Below are 22,254 nucleotides of genomic sequence, written 5' to 3' on the forward strand. Positions count from 1 at the left end.
CCAGCTGACCACTGTGCGGTAGTGGCGTGGGTGGAAACCGGTTTCTTCACCCTGCAACTGCGTCAACGGAGACGAACCATGCGCGTGCGACCCATGATCGCTTGTGTCGGCCTGTTAGCCGGTGCCCTGGTCGTAGTGGCGTCCCCCGCCGCTGTGGCCGCGCCGACGCGGTACGAGGCGGAGAGTTCGCCCGCGGTCTGCACCGGCACCATCGATGCCAACTGGGCCGGTTACTCCGGCAGTGGATTCTGCAACGGGACCAACGCCACGAGCGGCTTCGTCCAGTTCACCGTGAACGCCTCGGCTTCTGGCACCGCGACGGTGGGGATTCGGTTCGCCAACGGGACCACCACGGCGCGCCCGGCGAACCTGGTCGTGAACGGGGCCACCGTCCAGGCGCCGTCGTTCGAGGGCACAGGGGCCTGGTCGACGTGGGTGACCAGGACGTTGAGCGTGTCGGTGAACGCGGGTAGCAACACCATCCGGTTGAACCCGACCACCTCCGGCGGCCTGCCCAACATCGACTACCTCGACGTCGAGGTCGGTGGCACCACGCCCCCGCCACCGCCCGGCGGGATCGTCGGCTGGGCCACGCAGGCCGGCGGCACCACCGGCGGTGCTGGCGGGCCGACGGTCACCGTGAGCAGCTTCGCCGACCTCCGGACCCAGGCACAGAACTCGGGTGCCAGGACCATCCTGGTCAACGGCATGATCAGCGGCTCGGGCACCGTCGAGATCAGTGCCAACAAGACGATCCGGGGCGTCGGCGCCAACTCGGGTGTCTCCGGCACGACCCTCAACATCGAGGACATGAGTCCCGCCAACGTGATCATCCAGAACATGAACATCCGCGGGGTGCCTGGCAACGACGCGATCCAGATCGAGAACGCGACGCACATCTGGCTCGACCACAACACCATGTCCAGCACCATCGAGAACGACCCCGACTTCTACGACGGCATGCTGGACATCACCCACGCGGGCGACTACGTCACGGTGTCGTGGAACATCATCCGCAACCACTGGAAGACCTCGCTGGTCGGCCACTCCGACGACAACGAGAGCGAGGACCGGGGTCACCTGCGGGTCACCTACCACCACAACTGGTTCGACCACACCTTCGAGCGCAGCCCCCGAGTGCGCTTCGGCGAGACGGTCCACGTGTTCAACAACTACTACTCCAACGTCGACAACAACGAGGACTCGTACGCCATCGCCTCCCTCATGGACGCCGGCGTCCTCGTGGAGGGCAACGTCTTCGAGAACGTGCAACAGGCGTGCTGGTCGGCGAGCGGGTACGCGGACTCCGACCCCGGACGTCTGGTGGCACGCAACAACTCGCTCACCAACTCCGGACCGTGTGAGGTCAACGGCACCGTGGCCCCGATCCCGTACAGCTACACCGCGGAAGGCGTCGGCACCGTCAAGTCATCCGTGACGGCCGGCGCGGGCGCGGGAAGGCTCTAGTCGAGGAGAGAGATGATGAGAACCCTGCCTCTCGTCGCCGGCATCGCCCTCACCGCGGGCGTGCTGGTTCCTGGCTCCGCCGCCGCCGCGACCACCCGGTACGAGGCCGAGACCTCGCCGGCGGTCTGCACCGGCACGATCGACAGTGACTGGCCCGGGTACTCCGGATCCGGTTTCTGCAACGGCACCAACGCGACCAACGCGCACGCCCAGTTCACGGTGAACGCCGCCGCCGGCACGGCGACACTGGCGGTGCGGTTCGCCAACGGCACCACCGGCAGCCGTCCCGTCGACCTGGTCGTCAACGGCACCCGGGAGCAGTCGGTGTCGTTCGAGAGCACGGGCGCGTGGAGCACCTGGGCCACCAAGACGTTCACCGTCACCATGGTCGCGGGCAGCAACACGATCCGGCTCAACCCCACCGGCAGTGGCGGTCTGCCGAACATCGACTACTTCGACTTCACCTCGGACGGCACACCGCCGCCACCGCCACCACCCGCCGACACGTTGTACGCGGCGCCGAACGGCACCGACAACGCGTCCGGCACGCAGGCCAACCCGACGACCCTCACCTCGGCGCTCACCCGGATCACCTCGGGTGGCACGATCTTCCTGCGCGGCGGGACCTACCGCTTCTCGGAGACGGTCGTCATCGAGGGCCGCAACGGCACCGCGAACGCCCGCACCACGTTGTCCGCCTTCCCTGGCGAGACGCCGGTGCTGAACTTCTCGGCGCAGAGCGAGGATCCGGCGAACCGCGGGCTCGCGCTGGTCGCGTCGTTCTGGCACGTCCACGGCATCGTCGTCGAACGGGCGGGGGACAACGGGATCCTGCTCGCCGGCAACAACAACATCGTGGAGCGCACGGTGACGCGCTTCAACCGGGACAGCGGCCTGCAACTGTCGCGGTGGACGGCCGGTGCGCCCCAGGACCAGTGGCCGGCCAACAACCTCGTGCTGAGCTCGGAGTCACACGACAACGCCGACTCCGACGGTGAGGACGCCGACGGGTTCGCCCCGAAGCTCACCGTCGGCCCGGGCAACGTCTTCCGCTACACCGTGTCCCACAACAACATCGACGACGGCTACGACCTCTACACCAAGTCGGACACGGGTCCCATCGGCGCGGTGACCATCGAGGACTCGTTGGCCTACGACAACGGCACCCTGTCCGACGGCTCCCAGGCCGGGAACGGCGACCGCAACGGCTACAAGCTCGGCGGCGAGGACATCGGGGTCAACCACGTCGTCCGGCGCAACATCGCCTACGACAACGGCAAACACGGGTTCACCTACAACCGCAACCCCGGCACGATGGCGGTCTCGGACAACGTCAGCATGAACAACGCCGAACGCATCTACTCGTTCGACGCCGGCACCTCGGTGTTCCGGGGCAACACCTCCTGCCGCGGTGGCAGCGGGACGAACGACCGGATCATCGGCAACACCGACAGTTCGAACCAGTTCTGGTCCGGTTCGAACGGATCCCGGTGCGCTTCCTACACCGGCACGCTGCGCTGGTCGTTCGCCGCGGACGGCCGTCTCGTCGTGACCTTCGGATAGGGGATCCCACCGGCCAGCACCCACGGCCCGCCGCCGGGGGTGCTGGCCGGCCCGCTCCCCGCGGCTCAGTCCCCTTCGGGAAGGGGAATCGAGTGGACGAGCGCGACCTTCCAGCGGTCGTCGATTCTCCGGAGCACGAACGTGGTGGGGGAGGAGACGTGTTGCCGCGTTCCCCGCATCGTGTAGTCCTGTTCCAGCCAGCAGGTGACGAGCCCGACCTCGCCCCAGGTCTGTTCCCGTAGGTCCGACAGCTTCGTGCTCAGGTCGCTGACGCTGGACTCCAGCTGGCCGAAGTACTCGCCGATCTCGTCGGCGGTGCGCAGCCAGCGGTGGGAGATCTCGTCGATTCCCTGACTGTCGGGTGCGAGCAGTTCGCGCGAGGCGGCGAAGTTCATGCTGTCGAAGTTGTTGATCAGTTCCTTGACCGTGGCTTCCAGCTGGCTCATGGAGCCTCCCTCCACAGAGGACGAGTTGGCTCGACTGTTCCACCGCCGCAGCCCGCTGACCAGGGCCTTTCGCCTCTGAGGTCACGTGGTCGGACCGCTACGCACGGTGCTTTTCGGCGGTGGTGCGGAACATCGTGACCGCTCGGGTGGTTGTAGGTACCGTCGGGTGTCCAGGAGGAGGAACCAATGGCGACGGTCGAGCTGACGGAACAGAACTTCAACGAGGTCGTGAGCGCGCCGGGCACGGTGCTGGTCGACTTCTGGGCGGCGTGGTGTGGGCCGTGCCGGCGGTTCGCGCCGGTGTTCGAGCAGGCCGCCGAGAAGCACCAGGACATCGTGTTCGGCAAGGTCGACACCGAGGCAGAGATCGGGCTGGCGCAGACGTTCCAGATCTCGTCGATCCCGACGCTGATGGTGATCCGTGACGGCGTGGTGCTCTACGCCCAACCGGGCGCGCTGCCGCCTGCCGACCTGGAGAAGCTGATCGAGGCGGCCGGTGAGGTGGACATGGACGAGGTGCGGGCGTCGCTGTCCAAGCCGGCCTGACCTGACATGAACGCGATCGTGCTCGCCGGCCGGCGGCTGGCCCTGTTGAACCGGGCGCGGATCTACACGTGCGGCATCACCCCGTACGACGTGACGCATCTCGGGCACGCGGCCACGTTCGTGTGGGTGGACACGCTGGCGCGGGTGCTGCGCCGGTGCCTGCGGGTGGAGCCGGTCGTGTGCCGCAACGTGACCGATGTGGACGATGTGCTCGACTCGGCGGCCATGCGCGCCGGCACGCGATCGGACGACTTCGCGGCCTTCCAGGAGTTCCTGTTCGAAGGGGACATGTCGGCGCTGCACGTCAACCGGCCGGATCACGAACCGTGGGCGCACCGCTACATCGGCCCCGTGATTCGCCTGGCCGAGGCCCTGCTCGAGTCAGGCGCCGCCTACGAGCGGTCCGGCACGGTGTACTTCCGGGGCGCTGACGTCCCCGCCAGGGCCGGGGTGGACCGGGCGACGGCGCTGCGGCTCGCGGCGGAGTTCGGCGGACGCCCCGGCGACACGGACAAGGACGACCCGTTCGACGTCGCGCTCTGGCAGGCCACCGAGCACGACCACCAGACGTGGCCCTCACCGTGGGGGCAGGGCCGGCCGGGCTGGCACGCCGAGTGCGTGGCGATGGCACTCTCCGTGCTGGGGGTCGGCGTGGACGTGCACGCCGGCGGCGCCGACCTGCGCTTCCCGCATCACGCCTACCACGCGGCCATCGCCGAGACGTTCACCGGCGTGGTGCCCCACACCCGGGCGTGGTTCCACGTCGGCGCGGTCACCTTCGGCGGCGCGAAGATGGCCAAGTCGACCGGGAACCTCGTGCTGATCGCCGACCTGCTCGCGAAGCATCCCGCGGCGACAGTGCGGATGATGATCCTCGACCGGCCGTGGCACGAGAGCTGGGACTACCGGCCCGAACTGCTGGACGCCGCCACCGACCGCGTGCGGCTGCTCCATGAGGCCGCCGCACGGCCGGGCCCCAGCGAATCGACGGCGGTCGACGAGGTGCGGAGCCTGCTGGCCGCCGACCTCGACGTGCCGGCCGCCCTGGCGGTCGCGGACGAGGCCGGCGGAGACGCCGCCCGCCTGCTCATCGCCGTCCTCGGGCTCGCCTGACGACGTCACGTCATCGCGAGGTGGCGGCGTACGGCGGCGTCACTGCTCGTGCTTGCGTGCCCGCAGCTCGGCGGCGAGGGCCGCGGCCTGGGTGCGGCGTTGCATGCCGAGCTTGTTGAGCAGGTGGGACACGTAGTTCTTGATGGTCTTCTCGGCCAGGAACAGCTTCTCGCCGATCTGGCGGTTGGTCAGCCCTTCGCCGATGAGGTCGAACACCGCGCGTTCCTGCTCGGTGAGCTGGTTGAGCGGGTTCTGGTTCTCCCGTTCCCTGCGGATCCGGTTCATCAGCGCGGCCGTGGTCTTGGGATCGAGCAGTGAGCCGCCGGAACCGACGGTGCGGATGGCGTTGAGCAGGTCGAGCCCGAGGACCTGTTTGAGCACGAACCCGGACGCGCCGGCCATGATCGCGTCGAACAGGGCCTCGTCGTCGGCGTAGGAGGTGAGCATCAGGCAGTTCAGGTCGGGCAGTGCGGACTTGAGGTCGCGGCACAGCTCGATGCCGTTGCCGTCGGGCATACGGACGTCGAGTACGGCGACGTCGGGGTTGACCTGTGGTGCGCGGGCCAGCGCCTCGGCGACACCGGAGGCCTCACCGACGACCTCCAGGTCGTCGGCCGTGCCGATCAAATCGGCGATGCCCCTGCGCACGATCTCGTGATCGTCGACCAGCATCACTCGAACCGCCACCGTGGCCTCCCTTTGTCCGTACCCACGGTATGCCTCGCCGCGGGGTACGCGCTGTGGACTGTCGACACCAATCGGCAGGGACGAAAGTCCCTTCGGCATTACTTCCCTCGGTGCGCGCCGGTCCGGTGGACGGCCTTGACGAGCTGTTCGCCCCAGGCGCGGGCGCGGTCCGGCTCACCGTCCACCAGTGGCCCCGGGGTGCCGTGGACGTAGAAGTTCTCCGCCGGTGCGACGGGGCGGAAGCCCGCGTGCCGCAGGCGGTTCCGCGCGGCGCGGGCCGCCGAACCGGGCAACCGTGGCCGGCTGACCTTCGTGTCGAACGCGGCGACCGGCGGGCGGGCGCTGTCCGCGGCCACCCGGTCGAGCCATTCGCGTAGCCCGATGCCGGTCGCGGCCCGGTCGTCGGCGCCCTGGCGGCTGGCGTCGGCGCGGGTCGACTGCCTGCTCATGCTGAACGCGTGCGTCGGTCCGCCGACCACGAGCAGGTCCACGTCGGGGCCCAGCGTGACCGGCGCGGAGCCGACCTCGGCCAGCTCCGCCGTCATTCCGGTGCGTAGTCCGTCCGCGATCGCCTCGGCGATCTTCTTCGTGTTGCCGAACATCGACTCGAACACGACAAGGGCGTGCGTCATGGTGAACCTCCGAACTCGCAGTCATGCTCTGCTCATACGGTGGCGCTCGCCGAGTCGGCGTGGGAGGGCTGTTGTTCCTCTCTCGTGGTGACCAAAGTCCCCGCGGAGTCAGCGAGCTGGTTGGTCGTCGAGCGCGGCCGCCGCCTCGGGTGTCGGTGCGGTGCCGCCGAGGTGGGCCGGCAACCAGAACGGGTTCTCGTCGGCCGTCTCGGGGTAGTCCCGCTGCGCCGCGTCCAGGAGCGCGGACATCCTGGCGCGCAGGTCGGCCGTGAGCACCTCGGGGTCGTCCTGCGGGGACGGCTGGAAGGGCTCGCCGACCCGGATCAGGATCGGCACGTGACGCTGGGTGAGATTCTTGGGTCGTCCCTTGGTCCAGAGTCGCTGGCTGCCCCACACCGTGACCGGGATGACCGGCGTGCCGGACTCCGCGGCCATCCGCACCGCACCGGTCTTGATCTGCTTCACGGTGAAGGACCGGCTGATCGTCGCCTCGGGAAACACCCCGACCACCTCGCCGGCACGCAGCGCCGCCACCGCCTCCTGGTAGGAGGCTTGGCCGGCCGAACGGTCGACCGAGATGTGACGCATGCCCCGCATCAGCGGGCCCGCGATCCGGTTGGCGAAGACCTGCTGCTTGGCCATGAACCGCGTCTTGCGCTTGGCCGGCAGCCCCGCCAGCCCGCAGAAGATGAAGTCCAGGTAGCTGACGTGTGTGCAGGCGAGCACAGCCCCGCCGGTGGTCGGGATGTGTTCGGTGCCCTGCAGGTCCAGTTTCATGTCCAGTGCCCGAAAGAGGATCTTGCACGCACCGATGACCGGCGGGTAGACGAGTTCCACTGTGCCTCACTTCGCGTGTGCCGTCGATCTGGGAGAACGGTCCACCCCATCATCCCTGCGAAGGCCGCTCCCAGCTCTGTGACGTGATGGACACTAGTTGGATACAGGGAAGTTGAACGCGGCCTCGGTGTGGGGCCAGCGGGTGGTGACCACCTTGGCGCGGGTGTAGAAGCGGACGCCGTCCGGGCCGTGGATGGGGGAGTCGCCGATGAGGGAGTCCTTCCAGCCGCCGAAGGAGTAGTAGGACATCGGGACCGGGATGGGCACGTTGACGCCGATCATGCCGACCTTGACCTCGCGTTGGAACTTGCGGGCGGCCTCACCGCTGGCGGTGAAGATGGCGGTGCCGTTGCCGTACGGGTTGGCGTTGATGATCGCGATGGCCTCGTCGACGGTGTCGGCGCGGACGACGGCCAGGACGGGGCCGAAGATCTCCTCGCGGTAGGCGTCCATCTCGGCGGTGACGTGGTCCAGAAGGGACGGTCCGACGAAGAAGCCGTCCTCGTGGCCGGCGACCTCGAGTCCACGGCCGTCGACCACGACCGTGGCGCCCTGCTCGGCGCCGGAGGCCACGGAGGCGACGACGCGTTGGCGCGCGGCCTCGGTGACGACCGGGCCCATGTCGCTGGTGGCGTCGTCGCCGGGGCCGACCTTGACCTCGTTCGCCTTGCGGGCCAGGATCTCGACGAGCCGGTCCCCGGCCGCGCCGACCGCGACGCCGACGGAGATCGCCATGCAGCGCTGGCCCGCTGAGCCGAACGCGGCCGCGGTGAGGTGGTTCGCGGCGAACTCCAGGTCGGCGTCGGGGAGCACGACGGCGTGGTTCTTCGCGCCGCCGAGCGCCTGCACGCGCTTGCCGGACGCCGTGGCGCGTTCGTGGACATGGCGGGCGATGGGGGTGGAGCCGACGAACGACACCGCCGTGATGTCGGGGTGGTCGAGGATCGCGTCGACCGCGACCTTGTCGCCGTTGACCACGTTGAACACGCCGTCGGGCAGCCCGGCCTCGGCGTAGAGCTCGGCGACCAGGCGCGAGGCGGACGGGTCGCGCTCGCTTGGCTTGAGCACGAACGTGTTGCCGGTGGCGATGGCGATCGGGTGCATCCACAGCGGCACCATGATCGGGAAGTTGAACGGGGTGATGCCCGCGACCACGCCGAGTGGCTGCCGGAAGTTGTGCACGTCAACGTCGCGGGAGACCTGGTCGGAGAAGCTGCCCTTGAGCGCGTCGGCGATGCCGCACGCGTACTCCACGACCTCGCGGCCGCGCACGATCTCGCCGCGGGCGTCGTCGATGACCTTGCCGTGCTCGCTGGAGATGATCCGCGCCAGCTCGTCCTCGTGGCGCACGAGCAACTCGCGGAAGGCGAACATGACCTTGGTGCGCTGGGACAGCGACGAGTTGCCCCATGACTCGAACGCCTTGGCCGCGGCCGCGACGGCGGTGTCCACATCGGAGGCTTCGGCGAGCAGGACGCGGGCCTGTTCCTGCCCGGTGGCCGGGTTGTAGACGGGCGCGGTACGGGTGGAGCCCGCCGGGGTGGCGACGCCGTTGATCCAGTGTTCGATGGTGTACACGCCACAGCTCCTAGAGGTAGTGCTTCTGGTTCCGCTTGCTCGCGGAGTAGTTCTCGAAGGCCTTGCGGGTGGAGTCGAGTTCGGACACCTCGGAGACCGGCACGTCCCACCAGGCGGAGCCGGGCGGGTTCGGGCCGAACAGGTCGGTTTCGACGTGCACGACGGTGGTCGTGGTGTTCTGCTTGGCCTCGACGATCGCGTCCCGGAACTCGTCCACTGTGGATGCCCGGAGCACGGTGGCGCCGAGGCTTTCCGCGTTCGCGGCCAGGTCGACCGGCAGCCTCGTGCCGTCGAGCTGGCCCGTCTCGTCGTCGCGGTACCGGTACTGGGTGCCGAACCGTTGCGAACCAAGGGATTCCGACAGGGCGCCGATGGAGGCGAACCCGTGGTTCTGCACGATGACGATGATCACCTTGAGGCCCTCGGCGACCATCGTGACGATCTCCTGCGCCATCATCAGGTACGAGCCGTCGCCGACGAGCACCACGACCTCGCGGTCGGGCGCCGCCAGTTTCGTGCCGACCCCGGCGGCGACCTCGTACCCCATGCAGGAGTACGCGTACTCGACGTTGTAGGCCTTGGGATCCCGTGCACGCCAGAGCATCTGGAGGTCGCCCGGCATGGATCCGGCGGCGTTGATCACCACGTCGCGGTCGTCCAGGGTCTCGTTGAGCGCGCCCAGGATCTCGGTCTGCGCGGGGAGCGGGCCATGGCCGAGGTGGAAGCACGCGTCTGCCTTGCGGTTCCAGTCCTCCGCCAGCGTCCGCACGCGAGCGCGGTAGTCGTCGGCCACCTGCCAGCCCTGGAGTCTCTCGTGAAGGGCCTGGATACCGAGCTTCGCGTCCGCGAGCAGCATCTCCGCCGAGTGCTTCGCGGCGTCCAACCGGGCCACGTTGAGGTTCACGAACGTGGGGCTACCGAAGATGGTGTGGCTGGCGGTGGTGAAGTCGCTGTAGCGGGTGCCGATGCCGAGCACGACGTCGGCGTCGGCGGCGAGGGCGTTCGCGGCGGAGGTGCCGGTGGAGCCCAGGCCGCCCACCGCGGACGGGTGGTCCCACGGGACCGCGCCCTTGCCGGCGTGTGTGTCGGCGACCGGGATGCCGGTGGCCTCGGCGAACGCACGCAGCTCATGCTCCGCCTCGGAGTAGACGACCCCGCCGCCCGCGACGATCAGCGGGTTCTTCGCGTTCCGCAGGAGCGCGACGACCCGGTCGAGCGCGGGCACTTCCGGCACCGGGCGGCCCACGCGCCAAACCCGGTGCCGGAAGAAGTCCTCTGGCCAGTCGTAGGCCTCGGCCTGCACGTCCTGCGGCAGGCTCAACGTCACGGCTCCGGTCTCGACCGGGTCGGTCAGCACCCGCATCGCCGCCAGCGCGGCCGGGATCAGCTGCTCGGGCCGGGAGATCCGGTCGAAGTACTTCGAAACCGGACGGAACGCGTCGTTCACGCTGACGTCGCCGCCGCGGGTGTCCTCTAGCTGCTGCAGCACGGGGTCCGGCACGCGGGAGGCGAACATGTCGCTCGGCAGCAGCAGCACCGGAAGCCGGTTGGTGGTGGCCAGGGCGGCGCCGGTGACCATGTTCGTCGAGCCGGGACCGGTGGACGCGGTAGCGGCGAAGGCCTGCAGCCGGTTACGCATCTTGGCGAACGCGGCCGCGGCGTGGACCTGGCCCTGCTCGTTGCGTGCGAGGTAGTACGGCATCTCGCGCGGGTACTGCAGGAGTGCCTGTCCGAGTCCGGCGACGTTGCCGTGCCCGAAGATCCCCCACACCCCGGGGATCAGGCGCTGTTCGACGCCGTCGCGTTCGGAGTACTGGTTGGCCAGGAACTTGACGAGAGCCTGTGCGGTAGTCAGCCTCATTGCTTTCTCCCAAGGGGCAGGCGGGGATCGACGTCCTGGGACTCCCAGGTCTGGCGGACCCAGCCGTGGGCGGGGTCGTCGCAGATCAGCCAGGCGCGCTCCTGGCCGGGGCCGGCCATGACGTTGAGGTAGTACAGGTCGTAGCCGGGGACCGCCATGGACGGGCCGTGCCAGCCGTGCGGGATGAGCACGACGTCGCCGCCGCGGACCTCGGCGAGCACGTCGATCGGACGTTGCTCGGTGCCGTAGACACGTTGGTAGCCCATGCCGCCACCCGCGACCTCGAAATAGTAGATCTCTTCCAGCTCGCTCTCACCGTCGCGCGCCTCGTCGTGCTTGTGCGGCGGGTAGGACGACCAGTTGCCGCCCGGGGTGAGGACCTCGCACACCAGCAGCTGGTCGGCGTCGAAGGTGTGCGGCAGGCAGTAGTTGTGGACCTGGCGGCTGCAGTTGCCCGCGCCACGCAGCTCCAGCGGCACGTTCTCCGCCGGGCCGTAGCGGGCGGGCAGGCGCTTCCCGGTCTTCGCGGAAGGCAACGCGAACCGGCCCGTGCCGGTGATCGTCACCACCGCATCCCGTGGCAGGTAGGCGAAATCGGTGATCCCGTCGAAAACGTCGGCGCGGCCGGCGAGCTGGAACGTCTCGCCGTCGACCTCGACCGCGCAGCTACCGGACAACGGCAGGACCAGGGTCTCGCTGTCCCCTGTGGACACTTCAAGGCTGCCGTCGAGCGTGAGCACGCGCAGCCCGGAGAAGCCCCAGCCCGCGGACTCCGGCGTGACGACGAGATCGAACGGCCCCTCCGCGGTGCTGCCCGCCGGTCGGTAGAGCGTCACAGCAGCCCCACCGCCGTGTCGACCGCCTTGGCGACGTCCCCGTCGTGCGGGTACAGCAACGACCGCCCCACCACGAGGCCCTGCACGGTCGGCAGTGACAGCGCCTTCTGCCAGGCGGCGAACGCGGCGTCGGCGTCCTTCACCTCGCCGCCGAGCAGGACCGCCGGCAGCGTCGAGGAGGCGAGCACGCGCTCCATGTCCGCCACCACGGGCAGCTTGAGCCACGTGTAGGCCGAGGTGCGGCCCAGCCCGGAGGCGATCGTGATGGACTTGATCACCGCCTCGGGGGAGAGGTCGTTGCGCAACCGCCCCTCCACCCAGTGCGACAGGAACGGCTCGACCATCGCGATCAGCCTACGCTCGGCCAGCTCGTTGACGGCCTTCGCGGAGTTCTCCAGCACACGCGGCGTGGCGGGGTCGGAGAGCGCGATGCGGGTGAGCATCTTGCCGCCGTCGAAACCCATGCGTGCGATGGCTTCCGCGTCGTAGCAGGCGAACCGGTCGTCGATCTCGAACGCCGAACCCGCGAGCCCGGTGCGGTTCATCGAGCCGAACACGGTCTTGCCGTCGAGCGCGCCGAGGAGCAGCAGGTCGTCGATGATGTCCGCGGTCGCCAGCACCCCGGTCACCCCGGGGCGGGCCAGCGCTACGCAGAGCCGGTCGAGCAGCTCACCGCGGTCGGCCATGGCCAGGGGGTCTCCGCCGACGGCGTTCGCGCCGCGGGCCGGATGGTCCGCGGCGATGATCATCGTCTTGCCCTTGTCGTTGAACGGCGACTTCGCCCGCACCCGGTTCGCGGCCGCCTCGGTGACCGCCTCCGGATCGCGCACTCTTTTGGCGACGAGTCGCCGGACCGTGTCAGACACCCTGTGCCTCTCCCAGTCTGCGCAGTACCTGTTCCTCCGTGGGCATGGCGTCAGAGCAGGCCAGTTCCCCGGCCACGATCGCCCCGGCCGCGTTGGCGAACCGCATGATCCGCTCGGTGTCCCATCCGGACAGCAACCCGTGGCACAGCGCGCCGCCGAACGCGTCCCCCGCGCCGAGCCCGTTGACCACCTCGACCGGCACGGGCGGCACCTCGACCTCACCGGAGTCGTCCACCGCCAGCACGCCCTTCGGTCCCTGCTTGACGATGGCGAGCCCGATTCCCCTGTCCCGCAACGCCTTCGCCGCCTCTCGCGGCTCGCGGGTGCCCACCGCGGTGTCGGCCTCGTCGAGGTTGCCGACGGCGACGGTCACGTGGTCGAGTGCTTTGTGGACCCACTCGCGAGCCTGCTCGCGGGACTCCCAGAACATCGGCCGGTAGTCCAGGTCCAGCACGGTGATCCCACGGCGTCCCCGGGCCTCCAGCGCGGCGAGCGTCGCCGCCCGGCTCGGCTCCTGGGACAGGCCGGTGACGGTCACCCAGAAGATCTTCGCCGCCCGGATGGCGTCGACGTCCAGCTCCTCGGTCGCGATGTCCAGGTCGGGTGCCTTCGGGAAGCGGTAGAAGTAGAGCGGGAAGTCGTCCGGCGGGAAGATCTCGCAGAACGTCACCGGGGTCGGCAGGCCCTCCGAGGTGCCGACGAACCGGTCGTCCACGCCGTAGCCCGTCAGCGCCCGGTGGATGAAACGGCCGAACGGGTCGGCGCCCGTCTTGGTGATCACGGCGGTGGTCCGGCCGTGCCGGGCGGCGGCCACGGCGACGTTGGTCGCGCTGCCGCCGAGGTACTTGCCGAACGACGTGACGTCCTCCAGGCCGACGCCGGTCTGCAACGGGTAGATGTCCACCCCGATCCGCCCCATCGTGATGACGTCGAAGGGTGCAGACTGTCCCGCCTCCCCGGAATTAACCCTTGTGGTCACGTTGGCCGGCACCGTCCAGTTCGGCACGTGCCGGTGGCTGGGTTGCGTCCCGTTCCCCTTAGGTGCGGTTGGGAGCCGCGAGGTCGGCACAGGGGTGTCATCGGTGTCCTCCCTGAACGAATCTGCTCCTCCGACAGTTCCACCAGTTGTATACTTTGTCAAGACATATGGACATTAGGTCATTAGTCGTTGAGCCCGGTAAGCTGCGCCAGATGAGCACCAGCTGGGATCCCGCCCGCGAGATCGTGGTGGATCCGGGCAGCCCTGAGCCGATGTACTTCCAGGTCGCGAAGCAGCTGCATGCCGCGATCGAGGACGGCAGGCTGCCGGCGGGCGCGCGGCTGGACAACGAGGTGGATCTCGCGGCCAGCCTGCGGATGTCGCGCCCCACCATCCGCCAGGCGATCCAGAGCCTGGTCAACCAGGGGCTGCTCGTGCGCAGGCGCGGTGTCGGCACCCAGGTCGTCCGCACCAAGGTCTCCCGGCCGATTCGCCTTTCCAGCCTGTTCGACGACCTCGCCGACCTCGGCGGCAAGCCGGAGTCCGTCGTCCTCCTCAACCAGGTGGAGGACGCCGACGTCGACGTGGCCGACCTGCTCGAGGCGCCCGGGCTCACGCGTGTCCGGCGGCTCAAGCGGGTGCGCTCGAGCGACGGCGAGCCGCTCGCGGTGATGAACAACTACCTCCCCGACGGCGTCATCGACCCGACCGATGACGAGTTGCGCGAGAAGGGCCTGTACCAGCTGCTGCGCTCCGCGGGGGTCCGGTTGCACGCCGCTCAGCAGAACATCGGCGCCCGGCTGGCCACCGAGGAGGACGCCGAACTGCTCGACGAGAAGCCGGGGGCGGCGCTGTTGACGATGCAGCGCACCACGTACGACGACACCGGCCGCGTGGTCGAGCACGGCTGGCACGTCTACCGGGCGTCGCGTTACTCGTTCAACCTGCCGCTGACCATCGGCCCGCAGTAGCGCCTCGCCTCACGTGCGGTGAGTGGTGAGCACCCCTGAGTGTCACTGCTTGTGATCACGACCGCGCGGACATCTACTCCTTGTGACCGGGCTCTACTTGCACGCCCTCGTTAATGATGAAATCATCAATTGTGATGAGATCGTCGGTTCGAGGTGGCTCGGGCCGCTGTGCTGAGGAGGCATGTGATGAGTGATCAGGATCTGCAGACGAGGTTCCAGGGGTTCCCCGCCACGGTCCGGGAGAAGATCGACACGGTGTTGACCGACGCGAAGATCGCGCTCAAGCTGCGGATCGCGGAGTTCCTGGCCGACAAGGAGGACTTCGCCGAGCACGCCGTGACGAACGCGGGCCGGGTCGGCGCGAAGAGCGGTGAGGTGTCGGAGCTGACGGCCATCCTGCCGTTGACGCCGAAGGGTGCGGAGCGGCTGCGGAGGTTCTTCAAGCTGGTCGGCGGGAACCTCGCGGGCGCCGGTCAGGTCGGCACGCTGCACAACATGCGGTTCGTGTTCCTGGAGAACGACACGAAGCTGCTGTTCGCGACGGCCTACGACGGCGAGTGGGACCCCTACATCGACGACTTCGCCACCAAGATCCCCGAGTTCATGGACTACCTGTTCGGCAACGTCGAGGGCTGGCCGGGCATCGCGTCACCGGACGTGAAGGACTTCATCGTCCAGTACCAGGTCCCGGCTGAGGCGTGGTTCGTGTCGCACCCGAACATCACGGTCTCCGAGGCGAACCGGCTCAAGCGGCAGGACGTCGAGGTGCGGCGCTTCCTCGGCAACCTGAACTGACGGCCATGGACGTGTTCCGACGCCTGCTGCGGCGTCCGACCCTCGAACTGGACGACATCCAGGCAGCGGTGTTGCGTGCGCGTCCGGAGCCGTACTTCGGCACGCACGCGATCATCGAGATCGTCGAGGCGGCCGCGGGCAAGGAACTGCTGCGGCGCCTGGTCCCGCGCGTCACCTCCGCGGCCCACTGGGACGTACCCCAGCCGTCCTGGATGGCGCTGGCCATCAGCTACCGCGGCCTCGTGGCACTCGGCGTGCCGCCCGCGTCGCTGGTGTCCTTCCCGGCGAACTTCCGCGCCGGGATGGCCGCGCGTGCCGAGCGGTTGCGCGACACCGGCCCCAACGCGCCGACGCACTGGGAGGCCCCGTTCGGCACTCCCGCCGTGCATCTCGCGATCAGTGTCTACGCCGAGAACGAGAACGACTGGCGGCGTGAGGTCGCCAACTACGAGCTGCGGTTGCGTGGCCTGACCGGGGTCCGGCTGGTGTCGCACCAGGACTTCGGCGCGACCGGGTTCAACGTGTTCGGCTACCGGGACGGGTTCTCCCAGCCGGTGGTCGCGGGCAGCGGCGCCGAGCCGCTGCCCGGGGACGGACGGCCGATCAAGGCGGGCGAGTTCGTCCTCGGCTGTTCGAGCGAGACGGGCCACCCGCTCGCGATGCCGGCTCCCGATGTGCTCGGCCACAACGGAACCTACGTCGTGTTCCGTAAGTACCACTCGCACGTCGCCGCGTTCAACCGGTACCTGAGGGACAACGGGCGAACCGAACAGGAGCGGGAGCTGCTCGCGGCCAAGCTCGTCGGCCGCTGGCGCAGCGGGGCGCCGCTGGCGTTGACACCGACCGAGGACGACCCGGCGATCGGAGCGGATCCGAACCGCGTCAACGACTTCGACTACGCCGACGACCCGCGCGGGCTGAAAACCCCGTTGGGGTCGCACATCCGCAGGATGAACCCGCGGAACTCGAAGCTGGAGGTCCTGTCCGACGTCAACATCCGGCGGATCATCCGCCGCAGCACGTCCTTCGGCGAACCGACGACCGCGCTCGCCGACGACGGCAAGGACCGCGGCCTTGACTTCATCGCACTGGGCGCACGTGCGATCGACAACGTCGAGTTCCTGCAGAGCGAGTGGGTCAACTCCGGTAGCTTCATGGGGTTGGGCAAGGAGAAGGACCCGCTGATCTCCCTGCAGGACAAGGGCGCCTACTTCACCGTGCCCGGCACACCCCCACGCCGAGTGCACGGCATCCAGAGCTTCAACACCCTGCGGGGTGGCGAGTACTTCTTCATGCCGAGCCTCTCCGCGATCCGCTGGCTCAGCAGCTGACCCGGAGGTCATCAATGTCCACAGTCGACTACGTCCGGTACCGGCCGGACCTCGAGCAGCCGTTTCCGAACGAGGAGGAGCTGACCCGCCAGGTCGTCGCGGCGATGCGGCACGCCAACGAGGAGGTCGCTGCCAAGCACCGGCACGGTCTACGCGACGCCCACGCCAAGAGCCACGGGGTGCTCGCCGGCGAGCTGCGGGTGCGGCCGAATCTGCCCGAGCACCTCGCCCAGGGGCTGTTCGCGCAGCCACGCACCTACCCGGTGATCGTCCGTTTCTCGACCGCACCAGGCGACCTGCGTTCCGACCAGGTGCCCACCCAGCGCGGGTTCGCGATCAAGGTGCTCGGCGCGCCCGGTCCCCGCGCGGTCGACGACGGGTTCACGACCCAGGACTTCCTCCTGGTCAACCATCCCACGCTGCCGTTCGGGACCATCGGTACCTACGCCAAACTGCAGAAGCTGCTCGAGCAGCTGCCACGCCAGCGTGACCAGCAGCTCCAGCTCGCCGGCCTGGGCGCCCGCGTGGCCGCCCGTGTGCTGGCGCGTGCCGGACGCCCGATCTCCCCGAAGATCGAGACGCTGGCCGCCGCCAACAACCACATCCTCGGCGAGACGTTCCACTCCATGGCCGCGCTGCGCTACGGGGAGCACGTCGCCAAGATCTCGGCCGCGCCCAGCTCGTCGAACGTGCGTCTGCTGACCGGCCAACCGGTCGGCAGGAAGGCCGGCGAGTCCGCGTTGCGTGACCTCGTCGTCGACTTCTTCGCCGGCAACGACGCGGAGTACGACCTGCGGGCCCAGCTGTGCGTCGACATCGACAAGATGCCGGTCGAGGACGCGTCCGTGCTGTGGCCAGAGGAACTGTCCCCGCACGAGGTCGTGGCGACGGTGCACCTGCCGGCCCAGGACGCCTACAGCGACGCCCGGCGCCGCTACGCCGACGACGTGCTTTCGTTCAACCCCTGGCACGCGCTCGACGCCCACCGTCCACTTGGGTCGATCATGCGGTCCCGCCGCGCCGCGTACGCGCAGTCGAGCGGTTTCCGGCACGGCTACAACGGGGTCGAGCAGCACGAGCCGGCCAGCATCGACGAGCTTCCCGCCTGACCCACACGTGTCACACCTGGTCGACGGCCGGGACCTCGGGCAGCGGTGTCGTCGCCAGCGCGCGTGCCTCGTCGAGCGGGAGGCCGAGCATGCGCAGCAGCTGCTCGGCCGTCTCGTCACAGGTCGCGTCGGTGACGCTGTCCGGGTCGACCAGCGACACGTGCAGGACGGCGAGCAGCGCGCCTGCGGTGATCGCGAGCGCGAGCTTCGGGTCGCTGACGTGGAAGCGGCCCGACTCGGCCCCGGCCTCGATGTCCCGCAGGGCTCGTGGCGCAAGCCCGTCCTCGGCGTCGATGTAGGCCATCCCGTGCCGCACGAGCACCTGCGCGGTCTCCGGCCGTGCCACGGCGAGGCGCACGGTCAACCGCACCGACTGTCCGAACGCGACGGCCGGGTCGTCGACGTCGCTGCTCAGCTCGTCGAGGAGTTGGCCGAGTTCCTCCAGCACCTCCGACACGGCCGCCTCGAACAGCTCCGACTTGCTGGAGAAGTGGTTGTAGAACGAGCCGAAACCGACGTCCGCCGCATCGGTGATGTCCTGGATGCTCGCGGTGGAGTGCGTGTCGCTCGCCAGAAACACACGGGCCGCGTCGACCAGCTTCTGTCGGGTGCGGGCCTTGCGCCGATCCATGCGAGTGACAGCCATGGCCACAGACTACCGCGACCATCAAAGGTGATGAAATCATCAGAACCACTTGACTGACGAACTGATCGTAACTGATGATGTCATCAGTACGTGAAGGGAGTCGTCAATGGCGAACCGCCGGGACCCTCATGCGGGTTTGCACAGCGAGCAGGGCGCCCTGCGTGGCGAGCACCCCGGGAGAGTGACCAACCCGATCGTCAAGGTGCACGACGTGGCGTGGCTGGAGTTCGAGAAGCCGGACCTGCGGCGCGCCGAGGTGTTCGCGCACGCCTTCGGCTTCGAGACCTCGTTGCGTACGTCCGACGAGTTGCAGCTCAGGGGTACCGATCCGGGTGCGCCGTGTGTACTGATTCGCCGCGGCTCGCGGTCCCGGTTCCTCGGTCCGGCATTCCTGGCCGCCGACGCGAACGACGTGCTGCGCCTGGCGAACGCCACCGGCCGGACGGTCGCCGCACTGCCGGAGAGCCTCGGCGGGGTCGCCGTCGACCTGACCGATCCGAGCGGGCTGCGCGTGCGGGTGGTGTCGGACACGCACCGCCTGCCTGCGCTGCCACCGCAGGAACCGCTCGTGCTGAACGCCGGACACGATCTCGCCCGCACCAACGCCACGCAACGACCGCCCCGCGAGCCGGCGAAGGTGCAGCGGCTGGGACACGTGGTGCTCCAGACGACCACCTACCGGGCCACTTTGGACTGGTACCTGGCACACCTGGGACTGATCGTCAGCGACTTCCTGTTCCACTCCGGACAGCGGGCGCGTGGACCCGTGATGAGCTTCATCCGCTGCGATCGGGGCAGCACCCCCACCGACCACCACACGCTGGCCATGACGCTGGGCCCGACCAACCGGTACGTGCACTCCGCGTACCAGGTCGCCGACTTCGACGCGCTGGCCGCAGGCGGAGAACATCTGCTGGACGCCGGCTACCACCGGTCGTGGGGGATCGGCCGGCACATCCAGGGGAGCCAGATCTTCGACTACTGGCGCGACCCGGACGGGTTCCTGGTCGAGCACTTCACCGACGGCGACCTGTTCGACTGCACGCTCGAACCCGGCTGGGCGCCCATGACCGCCTCCGGTCTCGCCCAGTGGGGGCCACCGGCCACAAAGGACTTCATGGGCATCGCCCCTGGCCGGGAGTCCCTGCGTGAACTGCGCGGGGTGTTCGCCGCCCTGCGTGACGACAACGAGTTCGACCTCCACCGCCTGCGCGGCCTGCTGAAAGTAGCCTCGTCATGAGTACGTCCATCCTCCGCACCGCCGACGCCTGGTGGGTCCACACCTCCGCGGGTGCCGTGCGCGTCGACACCGCAGCCGAGACCACCGCCCAGCTGCTCGCCGACCGCCAGGCGATCGACGCGGCGGCGGGGGACCCGGTGCCCGTCGAGTCGCTGGAGCTGGTCTCGCCGGTCACCGCGCCGTGCCGGGTCGTGGCCCAGATGACCAACTTCGTCTCCCACGTTCGCGACGCCGGCATGAACCCGGAAACCGTGCCGCTGACGTTCTTCCGCAAGGCGTCCGGGTCGATCAGCGGCCCGTTCGACGACGTGGTCCGCCCCGCGCACGTCCGGCTGCTCGACTACGAGGTGGAGATCGGCCTGGTCCTCGGCGCGACCGTCCCCGTGGGCGCCGAGATCACGGCGGACCACATCGCGGGTCTGGTCGTCACCAACGACATCTCCGCACGGGACCTCCAGCTGCCGAAGACCCAGTTCTACGAGTCGAAGTCGTACCCCACGTTCACCCCGACCGGGCCGGCGCTCGTGCTGCTGGACGCCGGCGAAATCGAGCGGTTCACGGATCTCCGGTTGCGGTTGTGGGTCAACGGCGAACCACGCCAGGACATGACCGCCGCCGACATGATCTACCAGCCCCTCGACGCGCTGCGGGCGCTGACCCGGTTCCAGCGCCTGGATCCCGGTGACCTCCTGCTCACCGGCACCCCGGTCGGCACCGCGCTCAGCGCCCCACCGAAGCCGGTGGAGGTCATCGCGTCGCTGCTGCCCGCGGCGACGAAGTGGAAGCTGTTCTTCAAGGGCCAGGCCCGCAACACCAAGTACCTGGCCGACGGTGACGTGGTCGAGGCGTCGGTGGCCACCGACGACGGCGTCATCGACCTCGGCAGGCAACGGACGGTCGTGCGGTGGGCGCGGCCATGATCGCTCTCACCGTTGTCGTCGCCGCGATCTTCGGTGTGCTCGGGCTGGCCAAGATCCTGGCCGTGCCTCGGATGCGTGTGCTGGCCGCGAAGTCCGGGTTCTCCGTCTCCGCCTACCGCGGCATCGGCTGGCTGGAGGTGGCCGGCGCGACCGGGGTGGCGCTCGGCGCCGCGGTGCCGGTGCTCGGCATGCTGGCCGCGGGTGGGTTGCTGTCGCTGCTCGCCGGTGCGTTGACCGTCCACATGCGCAACCGGGACCGGGTGCCCGAACTCCTTCCCGCGGTGGTCTGTGTCGGGCTGGTCGCCTGCTACGCGACCGTCGCGTTCGGAGCGACGGGATGATCCCGGTCGTCATCGTCGGCGCCGGGCCGACCGGGCTGACCGCCGCGCGGCTCCTCGCCCGACACGGCGTGGCGAGCCTGGTGCTGGACCGGTGGGAGGCCGTCTACCCGCAGCCCCGGGCGGTGCACCTCGACGACGAGATCTACCGCATCCTGGCCCGGATGGGCCTGGGGGAGCGGTTCGCCGCGATCACGTGGCCCTGTCACGGGTTGCGGCTGGTCGATGCCCGCATGCGGGTCCTGGCCGAGTTCAGCCGAGGATCGACGCACGGTCGGCACGGCTTCCCCGAGGCCAACATGTTCGACCAACCGGAGCTGGAACACCTCCTGCGCGCGGACCTGCCATCCGAGGTCACCCTGCGGGGCGACACGGAGGTCACCGCGATCGACCAGGACGGTGGCTCGGTGCGGGTCGAGTTCACCGACCGCACCACCGGTGAACCGTCCTCAGTGGAGGCACGGTACGTGCTCGGCTGCGACGGCGCCAACAGCCTGGTGCGGTCGTCGATCGGCGCCACCATGCGGGATCTCGGGTTCGCGCAGCGCTGGCTGGTCGTGGACGTGTCCACCGACGCCGCACTCGGCGCGTGGGAAGGCGTGCACCAGGTCTGCGACACCGGCCGTGCCGGCACGTTCATGCGGATCGGCGAGCGCCGCTACCGCTGGGAGTTCCGCCTCCCGGCCGGCGAGACCGCCGAGAACTACCGGGAGATCACCACGCTGCACCCGCTGATCGAACCGTGGACAAAGCACATCCCGGTCGACGAGCTGGAACTGGTCCGGGTCGCCGAGTACACCTTCCGTGCCCAGGTCGTCGACCGGTGGCGCGACCGGCGGGTGTTCCTCCTCGGCGACGCAGCGCACCTCACCCCGCCGTTCATCGGACAGGGCATGGGCGCCGGCCTGCGAGACGCGGCCAACCTCGCCTGGAAGCTCGCCGGTGTGTTCGACGGTTCGCTTCCCGAGTCCGCTTTGGACACCTACCAGACCGAACGCAAGCCGCACGCGCGGGCCCTGATCCGCGTGGCGAAGCTGATCGGCCACGCGATGACCGAGGGTGGAGACCTCGGCAACCTCATCCGCCACGTCCTTGCGCCCCGGCTACATCTGGTCCCCGGCTTCAGGAACCGGGTGCTCAGCAGTGAAACCCCGGCGCTGCGCCGATCCAGCCTCGTACTGCGACCACGGCTGCGCCGCGGCCTGGCCGGCACGCTCTGTCCCAACGCGACCCTGGGGGACGGGCGCGTTTTCGACGACGTGGCCGCCGGCAGGTTCGCGGTCGTCACGTCGACACCCGCGTACCTGCCGCACCGCACCAGGCTCGAAGCACGCGGCGCCGTCCTGGTCCAAACCCAGCCCGGCGACACCCTGCACGACTGGCTCCGGCTCGGCCGTGCCACGACGGCGGTGGTCCGCCCCGACGGCACCGTTCTCCACGCGAGCCGCGACCTCACGAAGTCTTGTGCCGCCCTGCCAACACAACTCGACTAA

The 22,254-nt window shown here is 69.2% G+C and carries 22 protein-coding genes; 12 read left to right on the top strand and 10 right to left on the bottom strand.

Annotation, left to right across the window (positions count from 1 at the left end; translation table 11 throughout):
- The first annotated feature begins 78 nt into the window (after positions 1-78).
- Both VF106_RS10270 and VF106_RS10275 read left to right on the top strand, forming a co-directional pair.
- Positions 79-1,467, top strand: coding sequence for a pectate lyase family protein (locus VF106_RS10270; RefSeq protein WP_330839389.1), 1,389 nt, complete (start codon positions 79-81; stop codon positions 1,465-1,467).
- 15 nt (positions 1,468-1,482) lie between these two features.
- A complete protein-coding gene (locus VF106_RS10275) occupies positions 1,483-3,030 on the top strand; it encodes a right-handed parallel beta-helix repeat-containing protein (RefSeq protein WP_330839390.1) in 1,548 nt (515 codons plus the stop codon).
- A gap of 65 nt (positions 3,031-3,095) precedes the next feature.
- On the opposite strand, the gene VF106_RS10280 is transcribed toward VF106_RS10275, so the two are convergent.
- Positions 3,096-3,476: a nuclear transport factor 2 family protein gene (locus VF106_RS10280; RefSeq protein WP_330839391.1), complete on the bottom strand. Its 381-nt coding sequence runs from the start codon at positions 3,474-3,476 to the stop codon at positions 3,096-3,098.
- Between the two features lie 186 nt (positions 3,477-3,662).
- Here VF106_RS10280 and trxA point away from each other — a divergent pair, with 186 nt between their 5' ends.
- Positions 3,663-4,022, top strand: coding sequence for a thioredoxin (gene trxA, locus VF106_RS10285; protein ID WP_330839392.1), 360 nt, complete (start codon positions 3,663-3,665; stop codon positions 4,020-4,022).
- 6 nt (positions 4,023-4,028) lie between these two features.
- A complete protein-coding gene (locus tag VF106_RS10290) occupies positions 4,029-5,135 on the top strand; it encodes a cysteine--tRNA ligase (RefSeq protein ID WP_330839393.1) in 1,107 nt (368 codons plus the stop codon).
- Positions 5,136-5,174: 39 nt separating this feature from the next.
- On the opposite strand, the gene VF106_RS10295 is transcribed toward VF106_RS10290, so the two are convergent.
- The 8 genes from VF106_RS10295 to iolC all read right to left on the bottom strand — a co-directional run bounded on the left by VF106_RS10295 (position 5,175) and on the right by iolC (position 13,411).
- On the bottom strand, positions 5,175-5,822 hold the full coding sequence (locus tag VF106_RS10295; RefSeq protein ID WP_330839394.1) for a response regulator: 648 nt from the start codon (positions 5,820-5,822) through the stop codon (positions 5,175-5,177).
- Positions 5,823-5,920: 98 nt separating this feature from the next.
- Positions 5,921-6,454, bottom strand: coding sequence for a flavodoxin family protein (locus VF106_RS10300; protein WP_330839395.1), 534 nt, complete (start codon positions 6,452-6,454; stop codon positions 5,921-5,923).
- Positions 6,455-6,562: 108 nt separating this feature from the next.
- Positions 6,563-7,231 carry a lysophospholipid acyltransferase family protein gene (locus tag VF106_RS10305; protein ID WP_330839418.1) on the bottom strand — a complete coding sequence of 223 codons (669 nt, stop codon included), beginning with the start codon at positions 7,229-7,231 and terminating at the stop codon, positions 6,563-6,565.
- A 153-nt stretch (positions 7,232-7,384) separates the two neighbouring features.
- A complete protein-coding gene (locus VF106_RS10310; protein ID WP_330839396.1) occupies positions 7,385-8,869 on the bottom strand; it encodes a CoA-acylating methylmalonate-semialdehyde dehydrogenase in 1,485 nt (494 codons plus the stop codon).
- 10 nt (positions 8,870-8,879) lie between these two features.
- Complete coding sequence (iolD, locus tag VF106_RS10315) at positions 8,880-10,730, bottom strand: 3D-(3,5/4)-trihydroxycyclohexane-1,2-dione acylhydrolase (decyclizing) (RefSeq protein ID WP_330839397.1); 1,851 nt, start codon at positions 10,728-10,730, stop codon at positions 8,880-8,882.
- A complete protein-coding gene (gene iolB / locus VF106_RS10320; protein WP_330839398.1) occupies positions 10,727-11,566 on the bottom strand; it encodes a 5-deoxy-glucuronate isomerase in 840 nt (279 codons plus the stop codon). Before iolB ends, iolD begins: the two co-directional genes overlap by 4 nt.
- Positions 11,563-12,432, bottom strand: a complete 870-nt coding sequence (locus tag VF106_RS10325; protein ID WP_330839399.1) for a Cgl0159 family (beta/alpha)8-fold protein — start codon at positions 12,430-12,432, stop codon at positions 11,563-11,565. Before VF106_RS10325 ends, iolB begins: the two co-directional genes overlap by 4 nt.
- Positions 12,425-13,411 carry a 5-dehydro-2-deoxygluconokinase gene (gene iolC / locus VF106_RS10330; RefSeq protein ID WP_330839419.1) on the bottom strand — a complete coding sequence of 329 codons (987 nt, stop codon included), beginning with the start codon at positions 13,409-13,411 and terminating at the stop codon, positions 12,425-12,427. The genes VF106_RS10325 and iolC overlap by 8 nt, the downstream gene beginning before the upstream one ends.
- 212 nt (positions 13,412-13,623) lie before the next feature.
- Between iolC and VF106_RS10335 the strand changes: the two genes are divergently transcribed.
- From VF106_RS10335 to VF106_RS10350, 4 genes are all read left to right on the top strand, one after another.
- The gene (locus tag VF106_RS10335) at positions 13,624-14,382 is read left to right on the top strand and encodes a GntR family transcriptional regulator (RefSeq protein WP_330839400.1); all 759 of its coding nucleotides are present in this window, start codon (positions 13,624-13,626) and stop codon (positions 14,380-14,382) included.
- Positions 14,383-14,568: 186 nt separating this feature from the next.
- Positions 14,569-15,177, top strand: coding sequence for a glycosyltransferase family protein (locus tag VF106_RS10340; protein ID WP_330839401.1), 609 nt, complete (start codon positions 14,569-14,571; stop codon positions 15,175-15,177).
- A gap of 5 nt (positions 15,178-15,182) precedes the next feature.
- A complete protein-coding gene (locus tag VF106_RS10345) occupies positions 15,183-16,508 on the top strand; it encodes a Dyp-type peroxidase (RefSeq protein WP_330839402.1) in 1,326 nt (441 codons plus the stop codon).
- A 14-nt stretch (positions 16,509-16,522) separates the two neighbouring features.
- A complete protein-coding gene (locus tag VF106_RS10350; protein ID WP_330839403.1) occupies positions 16,523-17,617 on the top strand; it encodes a catalase family protein in 1,095 nt (364 codons plus the stop codon).
- Between the two features lie 10 nt (positions 17,618-17,627).
- Here VF106_RS10350 and VF106_RS10355 read toward each other — a convergent pair whose 3' ends face one another.
- Complete coding sequence (locus VF106_RS10355; protein ID WP_330839404.1) at positions 17,628-18,263, bottom strand: TetR/AcrR family transcriptional regulator; 636 nt, start codon at positions 18,261-18,263, stop codon at positions 17,628-17,630.
- Between the two features lie 106 nt (positions 18,264-18,369).
- On the opposite strand from VF106_RS10355, the gene VF106_RS10360 reads away from it, so the two are divergent.
- Genes VF106_RS10360 through VF106_RS10375 form a run of 4 tightly spaced genes read left to right on the top strand, consistent with a single transcriptional unit; the run spans position 18,370 to position 22,254 of the window.
- A complete protein-coding gene (locus tag VF106_RS10360; protein WP_330839405.1) occupies positions 18,370-19,503 on the top strand; it encodes a VOC family protein in 1,134 nt (377 codons plus the stop codon).
- Positions 19,500-20,423, top strand: coding sequence for a fumarylacetoacetate hydrolase family protein (locus VF106_RS10365; protein WP_330839406.1), 924 nt, complete (start codon positions 19,500-19,502; stop codon positions 20,421-20,423). The genes VF106_RS10360 and VF106_RS10365 overlap by 4 nt, the downstream gene beginning before the upstream one ends.
- On the top strand, positions 20,420-20,764 hold the full coding sequence (locus VF106_RS10370; RefSeq protein ID WP_330839407.1) for a DoxX family protein: 345 nt from the start codon (positions 20,420-20,422) through the stop codon (positions 20,762-20,764). Before VF106_RS10365 ends, VF106_RS10370 begins: the two co-directional genes overlap by 4 nt.
- Positions 20,761-22,254: a bifunctional 3-(3-hydroxy-phenyl)propionate/3-hydroxycinnamic acid hydroxylase MhpA gene (locus VF106_RS10375; protein WP_330839408.1), complete on the top strand. Its 1,494-nt coding sequence runs from the start codon at positions 20,761-20,763 to the stop codon at positions 22,252-22,254. The genes VF106_RS10370 and VF106_RS10375 overlap by 4 nt, the downstream gene beginning before the upstream one ends.

The organism is Actinophytocola sp. (assembly GCF_036378875.1).
In the GTDB taxonomy this organism is placed as follows: Bacteria; Actinomycetota; Actinomycetes; order Mycobacteriales; family Pseudonocardiaceae; genus Actinophytocola.